This is a genomic window from Nocardia sp. NPDC003693, assembly GCF_053981095.1.
The window spans coordinates 266,322-278,585 of the sequence record NZ_JBSFNO010000001.1 but is presented as its reverse complement, the minus strand read 5'-3'; the positions used below and the strand labels follow the sequence as shown (position 1 = coordinate 278,585).

The following is a 12,264-nucleotide window of genomic DNA, read 5'->3' as shown; positions in this document are numbered from 1 at the left end:
ACAATTGGAGAGTGGTAGTTGCAAGAGAGGAATACCACATGCAGATACAGGACTGCTCGGCCCTGGTCGTCGGCGGCACCGGCGGACTCGGCGAAGCGACCGTGCGCCGGCTGCACGCCGGCGGCGCGAAAGTGGTCGTCGCCGACGTCGCGGACGAGAAGGGTAAGGAGCTCGAACGCGAACTGGGCGTGCGCTACGTGCGCACCGACGCCACGGACGAACAGTCGGTGCAGGACGCGATCGACGAGGCGCGATCACTGGCGCCGCTGCGCATCTCGGTCGACACCCACGGCGGGCCGGCCAGCGGCGGCCGTCTGGTAGGCCGTGACGGCTCGGCCCTGGGTCTCGAGGGTTTCCGCACCACGATCGAGTTCTATCTGACCGCCGTCTTCAACGTGCTGCGCCTGTCGGCCGCCGGAATCGCGAAATCCGAACCCCTGGACGAGGATCAGCGCGGCATCATCATCAACACCGCCTCGATCGCCGCCTACGAGGGTCAGGTCGGCCAGGTTCCCTACGCAGCGGCCAAGGGCGGCGTGGTCGGCATGACCCTGGTCGCCGCCCGTGATCTGGCGCCGCTGGGCATCCGCGTGGTCACCATCGCGCCCGGAATGATCGACACGCCCGCCTATGGCAAGAACGGCGACAAATTGGCCGCATACTGGGGCCCGCAGATCCCGTTTCCCAAGCGCCTGGGCCGCTCGGCGGAGTACGCCCGGCTCGCCACCTCGATCATCGACAACGACTACCTCAACGGCGAGGTCATCCGACTCGACGCAGCGCTGCGGTTCCCGCCCAAATAGCCGAATCCTCCTCCGCCGGAAGGACACCGACGATGTACGACCTTCCCCCCACCGACCACTCGCCCATTCCGGTGATGACCGTGGACACCGCCCACCGGGTGATGCAGCAGCACCTGACCTGTCCCGCGACCGTCTGCGCGCGCAAGCATCAGGCCAAGCGCCGGCTGACCGAAGCGGCCCACCTCGTCCCCGCCGATCAGCCTCATTTCGGCGGCTGACGCGTTTCCCGAAGGGCCCGAACCGGATCCGGCGATGAGCCGGAGGGTCGGCCGGCGCCGGCTTTGTCAGCCATCGCCCGGGCCCGGCCCTCGGCCCGTATCTCCTGCGGTGTGCGCCCGTACCAGCGCCTGACCACGCGGGTGAGCGCGGACTGCTCCCGCAGCCCGATCAGGACCGTGACGCGACTCAGCGGAAGATCGGTTTCGCAGAGCAGCCGGTAGGCGGCATCGCGACGAGCGGCGTCCAGGACCGCCGTGAAAGTCGTTCCCTCGCTGGACAACGCACGCTGCAGGGTCCGGGGCCCGGTGTGCAGCATCTGCGAGACCGTGGCGATGTCGGCGGTGGATTCGAGGAAGGCGCGGTCGACGGCGAGGCGCACCCTGGCGGTCATGGTCCGGCCGAGCTCGGAGTAGTTGCGCGCCAAATAGTCCATGGCCAGGGTGTGCAGCATCGGGTCGCTGCCGAGCATGGGCCGGGCGAGCAGATCCGCGGGGAACCGCAGCAGGGTGGTGGGCATGTCGAATCGCACCTCGGCACCGAAGAATTCGGCGTAGCGCGCGACGGGTGCCCGCGGCGGGTGCGGCAGGTGCACCATCCGCAGCCCGTAGGCGCCACCGACGCCGTGGCACACGAACCGATGCAGAAATCCCGCGCCGTGGTCGATGCCCTGACTGAAGGCCGACACCTCGGCCATGTCGCGATAGTTCAGCGCGATGACGCCCGGCTGCTGCTCGGGATCGGCGCACAACTCGACCGAGATGCCGGCGTGGTGGGTGTACAGGTAGCGCTGGGCGCAGGCCAGCGCCGCGCCGACGGTGGGCGCGTTGAGCAGGGCGACCCCGAGCGGGCCGAGCACGCTGAAATCCTGGCGTTCGGCCAGGCGCAAACCCAGGTCGGGGCAGCGCAGTTCGGTCGCGGCGATCTCCAGCGCCCAGCCCATGGACTCCGAGGAGACCACCGCGTCATCGGAGTTCACGGCGTCCGGGGAGATGCCGAAACGCCGCAGTAGCGCGACGCCGTCACCGCCGAGCTCTTCCACCAGTTCGCGAAACCCGCGCAGTGTCGCGGCCCGCCCCATCGTCGCCATCAGCAACCCCACCAACCATGTCGAAGTGGTTTCGCAGCGTATCCACCGGCGCACCGCGCGACAAGACCCGTCGCGATTGTCTCAGCCACGACCTGCGGTTTCACCGGCCCGAACACGCCGAGACTTCGACATATGGCACAACCCATGTCGCGTAGGGGTAAAAGGATGTCGCCCAGGAACGAGTCGTCTTTACCCGCCGGTAGCAACAATCTGGCTCAGGAATCGAATGAGAGGTGGACCACAGGATGAGGGCTGGGAGGCGAACGAAGTCGTTCGCGGTTCGCGGCATGGTGGTGGCGGCGGTGGCGCTGGGGACCGTGCCGTTCTTGACGCCGACGGCCTTCGGTGAACCGAACGGGGGGTTCACCGCGATCGACGGCGGAGACCGAGCGGCACAGTGGAATTCGGCGCTCAACGGTCCGCAGCCCTACAACGGCGTCGCACCCGATCTCGCGGTGCCGATCACGATGAGCGACGGCACGGTGCTCAAGGCCGACATCATCCATCCGGCGCGCGACGGCCGGCGGCCCGACGGCCGCCGGCCGGTGATCCTGCAGATGCAGGGCTACGGCAAGCTCCCGATGCTGGTCGGACAGGCGCTGCTGGCCTCCGCCGACGACCTCGGCATCAAGAAGCCGCTCGAGGATTGGATCGCCTCGATCAACCTGCCCGGGGTCGGGATCGACGGACTGTTCGACATGACCCGCCAGCTCGACTCGGGCGCGGTCGAAGCAGCGCTACAGGATTGGGCGCTCGCCGAGGCCGGGTACACCCTGGTGCAGGTCGATCTGCGCGGTACCGGCACTTCCGAGGGCAGCTGGCAGGTCTTCGGTGATCGCGAGAAGCAGGATGTCGCGGAGGTGATCGACTGGATCACCCGGCAGGACTGGAGCGACGGCAACGTCGGCACCATGGGGATCTCGTTCACCGCGATCAGCGCGATCGAGGCCACCGATCGGATGCCGCCGGGGCTCAAAGCCGTCTTCGCCTACGAGGGCAGCGCCGATATCTTCGACGACATCGCCGGGCCCGGCGGCGCGGTGGGTGTCGGCTTCCTGGTGCCGTGGCTGCTGGGCGTCAACGCGCTCAAGATGATTCCCGATCTCACCGCGCTGGCGGTCGGGAAGTTCGATCCCGCACAGCAGGCGAAGTGGCTCCGGGACCGCATCGCCGACCCGCTGACCCTGGTCGAGATGGTCGTCAACGGCTACACCGCGCTGACCCCGGATCAGCTGACCCCGCAGACGCGCGGCCTGATGGACCCGAATTCGCCCTTCCGGCAGGGGTTGAAGGCCAAGGTCGGCAACATCCGGGTGCCGACCTTCATGGTGGGCGCGTGGTTCGACATCTTCGGCACCAGCCCGACCGACACCTTCAACTCGATTCCGCTGCCCGCCGAGCAGAAGAAGCTCATCATGGGCGACGGCTACCACATCGGTTCCGGCGTAGCGGGTTTCGGCGAGCCGGGGATGCCGCCCCGCCTGGATGTGCTGCAGCGCGCCTGGTTCGATCACTGGCTCCGCGGAATCGACAACGGCATCGAGGATTACGCGCCGATCGTGGTCAAGCAGCAGGGCGGCGGCTGGACCGACGCCGCGGAGTTCCCGCGCGCCGAGGTCACCTACCGGCGGGTGTACCTCAACGACTCACCGTCGGGCACCGCCGGGGGTTCGATCTACGACGGCGGGCTGTCGGAGAATCCCCTGCAGGCACAGCCCCGCGATCTGACCGTCGCACCGGGCCTGCTGAGCCTGTGCGGGCGCGACGTCGCCCGGATCAGCGCGGGCGTGACGGCGCTGCTGGACGCCTGCGGCAAGGACTCCCGCATCTGGGAACACGACGGACTGAGCTTCACCAGCGCCCCGGTCAGCGCGGCGACCACCGTGTCCGGCCCGATCAACGTGCACCTCAACGTGGTTCACGACGCGGCCGACGGCTACTGGGTCGCGACGGTCAACGACGTCGCGCCCGACGGCACCTCCAACCAGATCGCGACCGGGCAGCTGGTCTCCTCGCTACGTCAGATCGACGACGCGGCCAGCAAGACCTCCGCCAACGGCGACTACACCGAGCCGCAGTACTTCCTCGATCTCGAGCGGCGGCAGCCCACCGTTCCCGGTGAGCCGGTCACCCTCGACATCGGCCTCACCCCGATCGACGCGGTGCTGCAGCCCGGCCACCGGCTGCGGGTCAACATCTTCGCGAGCAACTTCCCCAAAGGTCTGCCGCCCCTGATGTTCCTGGCCGACTCCGGCCTGAAGCCCGAGCACCTGCGGCTGGATCCGAGCGCGCCCAGCTGGGTCAATATCGCCCTGACCGCGGCGATCCCGGACTGACTCGGCCCGCTCACCGCGTCGTGCGAGCGTTCACACGGCGCGGTGAGCGCCCGCGCTGCGGACGCCGACCCGCTCGATGACGGGCCGAACGATGCGGTTCCATCCGCCACCGGCCGAGACCCCGCGAGCGATGCGGGTCAGGAACGCGGGGCGGTGAGGCGCGCGATCGTCGCGCGGAAGTCCTCGGTCTGGAAGGACAGATCCTCGGCGGCGTTGGCGTAGTCGAGGGTCGCCAGCACCGCGCGTTCCAGGTGCAGGTTCAGCAGGCGTTTGGTGGACTCCACGGCCTGGCGCGGAAGTTCGAGCATCCGCTTCGCGCAGGCCAGGGCCTCCGAGAGGGGATCAGCGACAACGTGATTGGCCAGACCCATGGCCTGTGCGCGCTCGGCGGGGATCTTCGCGCCGGTGAGGGCGTATTCCTTGGCCAGCAGCAGGCTGGTGTGCAGGGGCCAGGTCAGCGGTCCGCCGTCGGCGGCGACCAGGCCCACCTGCACGTGCGGGTCCTTGAGGTAGGCGGTCTCGGCCATGTAGACGATGTCGCTCAGCGCGACCAGGGAACAGCCCAGGCCTACGGCGGGGCCGTTGACGGCCGCGACCAGCGGCACCCGGCAGCGTGCCATCCCCAGCACGATGTCGCGGCCGTGGGCGATCGTCTTGGCGCGCAGGCGCGCATCCCGACCCAGTTCGGCCAGGTACGCGAAATCGCCGCCGGCGGAGAAGGCTTTGCCCGCGCCGGTGATGACCGCGACGCGCGCGTCCAGGTCGTCGTTGAGCCGGGACCAGAGCTGGGCCAGGCCCGTGTGCAGGTCGTCGTTGACGGCGTTGAGCGCGTCGGGCCGATTGAGGGTGATGATGCGCAGCGGGCCGTCGGCCCGGACGTCGATCTCTGCCGGCAGGTCGTACATGTCAAACTCCTAGTCCGAGAATGCGTGAGGCGATGATGTTCTGCTGAATCTGCGAGGTCCCGCCCATCACGCTCTGCGCGCGGCTGTAGAAGTACGCGGACAGCAGATCGGGATCCGAGGTGCCGCCGACCGCGAGCGCGGCGTGCCCGACCGCCTGATCGACCCAGGTCATGAGCAACTTGTCCAGGGATCCGTCGGGGCCGTGGGTGACGCCGTCGAGTTGTTCGGACAGCCGGCGGCGCACGTGCAGGCGCAGCATCTCGGTCTCCACCGCCGCCCAGGCCAGATCCTCGGGCACCTCGTCCTGTGCGCGAGCGAGCAACTGGCGCACCAGTTTTCCGTAGCGCGCGGAGTAGCCGAGGGTGGAGGGCTCGCGCTCGTGACCGACCACGGTCATGGCCAGCCGCCAGCCGTCGCCGGGCGCGCCGATCAGGTTCTCGACCGGAACGCGTGCAGCGTCGAAACTCACCTGCCCGAACTCGCGGGTGACCCCGTTGATCATGCCCAACGGCCGCTGCACCACACCGGGCTGGTGCATGGAGATCACGAACGCCGAAATGCCCTTGTGCCGTGGCACATCGGAGTCGGTGCGGGCCAGCAGCAGGCACCAGTCCGCGACATCGGAGTAGCTGGTCCAAACCTTGTGGCCGGTGACGACGTAGTGGTCGCCGTCGCGAACGGCGGTGGTGCGCAACGACGCCAGGTCCGACCCGGCGTCCGGCTCGCTGAAACCCTGGCACCAGCGCTGGGTGCCGTCGATCATGCCGGGCAGGAAGCGCCGCTGAATGTCCTTGTCGCCGTGCCGGCCGAGCCCCTGCACCAGGTATCCCAGGCTCGGGCGGGGCGGGGCGCCCGCGATGGCGAGTTCCTCGTCCACGATGACGTCGTAGACCGGCGGCAGGTCCTGCCCGCCGAACTCGCGGGGCCAGGACAGGCCGAAGAATCCGGCGCCGTACAGCGCGCGATGCCATTCGCCCTGGCGCGCCCAGTAGTCGTCGCCCGCGGTGGGGAACTCGCCGGCGGTCGCGGCGAGCCAGGTGCGCAGGCGGGCACGAAAGTCCGCTTCCCGAGGGGAGTCACGAAAGTCCATGGTCGATCTCCTTCAGGCCGACGGGGAACAGTTCGGTGGAGGTGAGAACGCGGCGCAGGTAGACGTGCGCCAGGCACTCCCAGGTGTTGCCGATTCCGCCGTGCACCTGGATCGCGGTCTCGCAGACCGTGCGCGCGGCGCGCGCGGTATAGAGCTTGGCCACGCGCGCGGCGCGCAACGCGTCGGGCGCGGGCAACTCGTCCACCGCCCAGGCGGCATAGCGCAGCACGCTGATCGACCCTTCGATCAGCGCCTGGTTGGCCGCCAGCAGGTGGGCTACGGCCTGGTACGACCCGATCGAATGTCCGTACTGTTCCCGGACTTTCGCGTAGTCGACCGCCAGTCGCTGGGCGCCCCGGGCCGCGCCGAGCAGGTCCGCCGTGGTGGCGGTGATCGCCAGCGCGTGCCACTGGGCCTGCTGGTCGCGCGAGAGCACCCCGAGCGGTTCGCGGTGGCCCGCCACCAGGGCAGCGTCGCGGGTCAGGTCCGCGCCGGCGGCGAGGTCGCCGGTCCGGGCCCACAGCAGCTCCCCGTCCTCGAGGAGCAGGACCCGGTCGCTGCCGCGCGCGTCGATGGCCCGGTCCCGCACCGCGACGGTCCAGCGCGAATCGTCGCCCTCGGGCCGCCCGTGCAGGTCATCGGCGAGCACCGGTCCCAGGAACGCGACGTCTACCAGGCCGCGCCCGAATTCCTCGGCCACCAGCGCGACTTCGACGCCCGAGGCGCCGTCGGAGCGCAGGGACCGCCAGCCGCTGGTCTCCACCGCTTTGTCCAGGCGCTCGCGGCGCTGCGCGTCGTCGAGGCCGGCGACGCTGCCCGGACCCAGTTCGTCGGCCAATCGCGCGGCGGCGGTGCGCAATTGGCGTTGTTCATCGGTCAGCCGGACGTCCATGGTTCTCCTTGAGGACTCGCCGCAGCGCTTTGCCCGAGGGCAGGCGCGGGATTTCGGGCACGTACACGACCCGATGGGGTCGCTTGTAGGTGGCCAGGCGGGCGCCGACCAAATCGACCAGCTCGGCTGCGGGCACCTCGGCGGTGGTGACCACCGCCGCGACGATCGCCTCGCCGTCGCGTGCGTCCGGTTCGCCGAAGACGGCGCAGTCGGTGACCGCAGGGTGTTCCAGCAGCACGGCCTCGATCTCGGCGGGCGCGACCTGGAAGCCGCGAACCTTGATCATTTCCTTGGCCCGGTCGGTGATGCGCAGCCAGCCGTCGCCGTCGATTCGGCCGATGTCGCCGGTGCGGTACCAGCCGTCGTCGAAGGCGTCGGCGGTGGCCTCGGCGGGCAGGTACCCGGCCATCACCGAGTCCGATCGGCACTGGATCTCGCCGATCTCGTTGTCCGGCAGCGCTTCACCGGTCTCGCGGGAGACCACGCGAATGGTCACGCCGGGCGCGGGTTTGCCGACGCTGTCCAGGCGGGCCGCGCCGATCGGGTTGCAGGCGATGACCGGCAGCTCGCTCGCGCCGTAGGCGGGCAGCCAGCCCACGCCGGAGCGGCGGGTGACGGTCTCGGCGACCGCGGCGGTCACCGGCGTCGCGCCCCACATGATGAAGCGCAGTGAACTCAGGTCGTACTGCTCGAGATTCGGATGTCCGGCCAGCGCGAGCGCTATCGGCGCGACCGCCATCTCCACGGTGATCCGATCGTCCTGGATGCAGGCCAGCACGGTGCCGAGATCGAAGCGCCGGTGCAGGCGCAGCCACGCGCCCGCCTCCAGGGCGGTGACGATATTAAGCAGGCCCAGGATGTGCGAGGGCGGGGTGGCGATCTGCATCCGGTCGGTGGCGGTGAGCGCGAGCACTTCCCGCCACTGGCGCACCGCGGTCGCGAGGGAGCCGTGGGTGTGGCGGACCGCCTTGGGCATACCGGTCGTGCCGGAGCTGAACACCAGCACCGCGTCGGCGGCCGGGTCGGGGTCCGGAAAAAGCTTGTCCGACGGGCGGATCGGTTCGTCCAGGTGGCGCGTGAGCAGCAGGTCGGCGAGGACCGGCTGATCACCGATACCGTGCACGGTGCCGGTGACCTTCAGCGCGTGCGCGACCTCGTCGTGCTTGTAGGCCGGGCTGATGAGCACGGCCGCCGCGCCGATCCGCCACAGCGCCAGGACGGCGACGACGAACTCGGGCCGGTTCGAGGACATCACGGCCACCCGGTCTCCGGCGCGAATGCCGTCGCCGGACAGCTCGCGCGCCAGACCCGCGGCGAGCGCGTCGATTTCGGCGCGGGTGTAATCGCGCCCTTCGAAGGCGAGCGCCGCCGCCGCAACCCCGGATGACATTTGAGAAGATCCCGTCTCGTGTAGGAGAATCATATTCTCACATTGATAGAATCTTAATACCAGGAGGTGAGGGTTCATGGCGAGAACACCCGCGTTCCAACGCGCGACAGTGACCCGGATCGTCAAGGAGAGCATCGACGCCCGGACCTTCGTGCTGGCCCCGCACACCGCGCCGATTCCGTACCGGGCCGGGCAGTTCTGCACCTTCAAGGTCACCATCGACGGGCGGGCGCTGTACCGCTCCTATTCGATGTCGAGTGCGCCCGAGACCGACGCCGAATTCACCACGACGGTCAAACGCGTTGCGGGCGGGGCGGTCTCGAACTGGATGCACGATCACCTCACCGAGGGCGACGAGATCGAGATTGCCCAGGCGGCGGGCCGTTTCTGCCTGCGCGACACCGATGTTCCACTGCTCGGGTTCAGCGGCGGCAGCGGCATCACCCCGCTGCTGTCGCTGACCAAATCGGCACTGGCCACCACCGGCCGCCGGATTCGCCTGCTCTGCGCGGACCGCGACGCCGACTCGATGATCTTCGAGCACGTTCTCGCGGACCTGGTCGCTCGCCACCCGGGCAGGCTGGAGGTGGTCCGGCACCTGGATTCGGCCGGCGGCTTCCTGAACGCCGAGGCCGTGCGCGCCTTCGTCGGCGAGGACGCGGCCGCGGACCATTACATCTGCGGCCCCGAACCTTTCATGGAGATGGTCGAGCTCGCGGTGCCCGAGGGGGGAACGGTCTTCAGCGAACGCTTCGGCGCGCCCGCGCCGCGGGTAGCCGTCGCGGCGGCACCGGACCGGCCCGCCCCGCCCACCGGCACGGTCACCATCATTCTCAATCGCAAGAAGAAGTCGGTGCCCCGCCAGGAAGGCGAGACGCTGCTCGAGAGCGCGCGGCGCGCGGGCCTGGCGCCGCCGTTCTCCTGCGAGGCCGGCAACTGCGCGACCTGCATGGCCAAGGTGACCTCCGGGCACGCCACGCTGCGGCGGAACGAAGCCCTCACCGACGGCGAACTGGCCGAGGGGTATGTCCTGACCTGCCAGGCGGTTCCGGACACCGACTCGATCACGGTCGACTACGAGTGAGGCGCAGGCGCGAACTCGTCACCGCCTGATGCCCGGACGATCGGGCATCGGGCGGTGACCCGGGGTTACGGGCCGAGTCAGCGGAGCTCTCGGGCGAGCTCCGCGATGACCGTGCGGGTGAGCTGCTTGGAGGCGATCAACTCCGCGACGGTGTCGCCGATCGGGAGCAGGCGCACCGACAGATCGGTGGCGCCGGCCTCGGCGTAGCGGCGCAGGCCCGCGGCGATGGTCTCCTCGTCACCGGCGATACACAGGTCGCCGATATCGCGCGCTTCGCCGCGCTCGAGCAGGCGCTGATAGTTCGGCGAGATCTCGGCCTCACCGAGTATGCGATTCGCGCGCTCCTTGGCCGCGTCGATATCCGCACGCGCGCACAGGCATACCGGCAGACCGGCGACGACGCGCGGGGCCGGGCGGCCCGCGTCGGCGGCCGCCTTGGTGATCTTGGGAACGATGTGCCCGGCGATCGCGCGCTCGTCGGCCATCCACAGGATGGTGCCGTCGGCGCGCTCCCCCGTGACCCGCAGCATGACCGGCCCGAGCGCCGCGACCAGCACGGGCATCGGCGCGACCGGCGTCAGATCGGTCGGGTTGTCCACCTCGAACGAATCGTTGCGCACCCGAACGGGTCCCGGCCCGGTCACCGCGGCGTTGAGGACCTCGAGATAGTCGCGGGTGTACGCGGCGGGCTTGTCGTACGGCAGGCCGAGCATGTCGCCGACGATCCAGTGATGGGACGGCCCCACCCCGAGCGTGAGGCGGCCGCCGGTCATCGCCTGGACCGACAGCGCTTGGCGGGCCAGGGCTACCGGATGCTGCGCCTGCAGGGGCACGACCGCCGTGCCCAACTCGATGCGGGACGAGCGCGCGGCCATGGCGGCGATGGCGGTCAGCGCGTCGAAGTCGGTGGGTATCTGCGGAATCCACGCCGTGTCCAGGCCCGCGGATTCGGCCCATTCGATGTCACGCAGCATGCGTTCGAGCTTGCGGGCGGTGTCGCCCTTCTCCGGCCCGATCATCACTCCGATGCGCACGGTTCCTCCAAAGTTAGTGGTGTTCATCCGGTTTCGGACGCGGTCAGCCCGCGAATCTCGGTGACCATCGCCTCGGGTGCGGTGCCGGTGGTGAACACCGCGGCGGCGCCGGCGCGCAGCAGCGCGGGGACGTCCGAGCGCGGGATCGTCCCACCGATCACGACCGCGATGTCGGCGGCGTCGGCCGCCCGCAGGCCGGTGATCACGCGACTGGTCAGCGGCAGATGCGCCCCGGACAGCACGCTCAGGCCGATCACGGCGACGTCCTCCTGCAGCGCGATGGCCACGATGTCCTCCACGCGCTGGCGAATTCCGGTGTAGACCACCTCGAATCCGGCATCACGCAGCGCGCGGGCGAGGATCTTCGCGCCGTGGTCGTGACCGTCCAGCCCGGGCTTGGCGATCAGTACGCGCACGGGCACCGGCGCCGCGTCGTCCGGCGCGCCCTGCCCCGGCGTCCCCGGGGACAGCGGCTGCTTGTGGTCGCTCATCAGCGGATACGTTACTTGCGAAAAATGAGAATGCCAATACCATCAGATGGAAACGCATATTCACTCACCGCGAGGAGCGCCATGACCGAACCGGATCGCCCGCTGACCGACCGCACCATGGTGATCTCCGGAGCCAGCCGTGGCATCGGGCTCGCGATCGCCGTCGCGGCGGCGGCCCAGGGCGCGAACGTGGTGTTGCTGGCCAAGACCGCGGAACCCCATCCGAAGCTGAGCGGCACCGTGCACACCGCCGCCGCCGAGATCGAGGCCGCCGGCGGCAAGGCCGCCGCGGTGATCGGCGACGTGCGCTCGGAAGAAGACGTTCAGCGTGCGGTCGACACCGCGATCGAACGCTTCGGCGGCGTGGATCTGTGCGTGAACAACGCCAGCGCGATCGCTACCGAGGCCACGGAGGAGTTGTCCGCCAAGCGGTTCGACCTCATGCAGGATGTGAACGTCCGCGGCACGTTCCTGCTCACCCGGGCCTGTCTGCCGCACCTGCGCGAGTCACCGAACGCGCACGTGCTGACCCTGTCCCCGCCGATCAACATGAACCCGCGGTGGCTGGGCGCGCATCCGGCCTACACCGTGTCCAAGTACGGGATGACTCTGCTGACGCTGGGGTGGGCCGCCGAATTCGCCGGTACCGGAATGGCTTTCAACTGTCTGTGGCCCGAGACGTTCATCGCCACCGCCGCGGTGGCACATATGGCGGATTCGGAGAATTTGCTGCCGAGATCGCGCAGTCCGCGCATTATGGGCGATGCGGCCGTCGCCATCATGACCCGGCCCGCTCCGCAAATCACCGGCCATTGCTTCATCGACTCCGACGCCGTCACCCGCTACACGACCACCGACGACCTGTCCGGTTACGGCGGCGGCGATCACCCCAAGCTCGACCTGTTTCTCGACTGAGTCACCGGGACGGGCTGC

The 12,264-nt window shown here is 69.4% G+C and carries 12 protein-coding genes; 5 read left to right on the top strand and 7 right to left on the bottom strand.

The window, feature by feature from the left end:
• Nucleotides 1-38: 38 nt before the first annotated feature.
• Nucleotides 39-803, top strand: coding sequence for an SDR family NAD(P)-dependent oxidoreductase (locus ACWDOP_RS01445; RefSeq protein WP_456343377.1), 765 nt, complete (start codon nucleotides 39-41; stop codon nucleotides 801-803).
• A 32-nt stretch (nucleotides 804-835) separates the two neighbouring features.
• Complete coding sequence (locus ACWDOP_RS01440; RefSeq protein ID WP_454204969.1) at nucleotides 836-1,021, top strand: hypothetical protein; 186 nt, start codon at nucleotides 836-838, stop codon at nucleotides 1,019-1,021.
• On the opposite strand, the gene ACWDOP_RS01435 is transcribed toward ACWDOP_RS01440, so the two are convergent.
• Nucleotides 1,006-2,109 carry an AraC family transcriptional regulator gene (locus ACWDOP_RS01435; protein ID WP_456343376.1) on the bottom strand — a complete coding sequence of 368 codons (1,104 nt, stop codon included), beginning with the start codon at nucleotides 2,107-2,109 and terminating at the stop codon, nucleotides 1,006-1,008. The genes ACWDOP_RS01440 and ACWDOP_RS01435 overlap by 16 nt on opposite strands.
• Nucleotides 2,110-2,396: 287 nt before the next feature.
• Here ACWDOP_RS01435 and ACWDOP_RS01430 point away from each other — a divergent pair, with 287 nt between their 5' ends.
• A complete protein-coding gene (locus tag ACWDOP_RS01430) occupies nucleotides 2,397-4,445 on the top strand; it encodes a CocE/NonD family hydrolase (RefSeq protein ID WP_456343375.1) in 2,049 nt (682 codons plus the stop codon).
• 137 nt (nucleotides 4,446-4,582) lie between these two features.
• Here the strand turns inward: ACWDOP_RS01430 and ACWDOP_RS01425 are convergent, their stop codons facing one another.
• From ACWDOP_RS01425 to ACWDOP_RS01410, 4 genes are read right to left on the bottom strand one after another with little or no spacing between them, the layout of a single operon-like run.
• Nucleotides 4,583-5,350, bottom strand: a complete 768-nt coding sequence (locus ACWDOP_RS01425; protein ID WP_454204972.1) for an enoyl-CoA hydratase/isomerase family protein — start codon at nucleotides 5,348-5,350, stop codon at nucleotides 4,583-4,585.
• Between the two features lies 1 nt (nucleotide 5,351).
• Nucleotides 5,352-6,440 carry an acyl-CoA dehydrogenase family protein gene (locus ACWDOP_RS01420; protein ID WP_456343374.1) on the bottom strand — a complete coding sequence of 363 codons (1,089 nt, stop codon included), beginning with the start codon at nucleotides 6,438-6,440 and terminating at the stop codon, nucleotides 5,352-5,354.
• Nucleotides 6,427-7,332: an acyl-CoA dehydrogenase family protein gene (locus tag ACWDOP_RS01415; RefSeq protein WP_456343373.1), complete on the bottom strand. Its 906-nt coding sequence runs from the start codon at nucleotides 7,330-7,332 to the stop codon at nucleotides 6,427-6,429. Before ACWDOP_RS01415 ends, ACWDOP_RS01420 begins: the two co-directional genes overlap by 14 nt.
• A complete protein-coding gene (locus ACWDOP_RS01410) occupies nucleotides 7,310-8,722 on the bottom strand; it encodes a class I adenylate-forming enzyme family protein (protein WP_456343372.1) in 1,413 nt (470 codons plus the stop codon). Before ACWDOP_RS01410 ends, ACWDOP_RS01415 begins: the two co-directional genes overlap by 23 nt.
• 76 nt (nucleotides 8,723-8,798) lie before the next feature.
• On the opposite strand from ACWDOP_RS01410, the gene ACWDOP_RS01405 reads away from it, so the two are divergent.
• Nucleotides 8,799-9,806, top strand: a complete 1,008-nt coding sequence (locus ACWDOP_RS01405; RefSeq protein WP_456343371.1) for a 2Fe-2S iron-sulfur cluster-binding protein — start codon at nucleotides 8,799-8,801, stop codon at nucleotides 9,804-9,806.
• A gap of 77 nt (nucleotides 9,807-9,883) precedes the next feature.
• On the opposite strand, the gene ACWDOP_RS01400 is transcribed toward ACWDOP_RS01405, so the two are convergent.
• Together ACWDOP_RS01400 and ACWDOP_RS01395 are read right to left on the bottom strand one after the other, a co-directional pair.
• A complete protein-coding gene (locus ACWDOP_RS01400; protein ID WP_456343370.1) occupies nucleotides 9,884-10,840 on the bottom strand; it encodes a TIGR03564 family F420-dependent LLM class oxidoreductase in 957 nt (318 codons plus the stop codon).
• 23 nt (nucleotides 10,841-10,863) lie between these two features.
• On the bottom strand, nucleotides 10,864-11,262 hold the full coding sequence (locus ACWDOP_RS01395) for a cobalamin-dependent protein (RefSeq protein WP_454205093.1): 399 nt from the start codon (nucleotides 11,260-11,262) through the stop codon (nucleotides 10,864-10,866).
• Between the two features lie 150 nt (nucleotides 11,263-11,412).
• Here ACWDOP_RS01395 and ACWDOP_RS01390 point away from each other — a divergent pair, with 150 nt between their 5' ends.
• A complete protein-coding gene (locus ACWDOP_RS01390) occupies nucleotides 11,413-12,246 on the top strand; it encodes an SDR family oxidoreductase (protein ID WP_454204978.1) in 834 nt (277 codons plus the stop codon).
• Nucleotides 12,247-12,264: the final 18 nt, after the last annotated feature.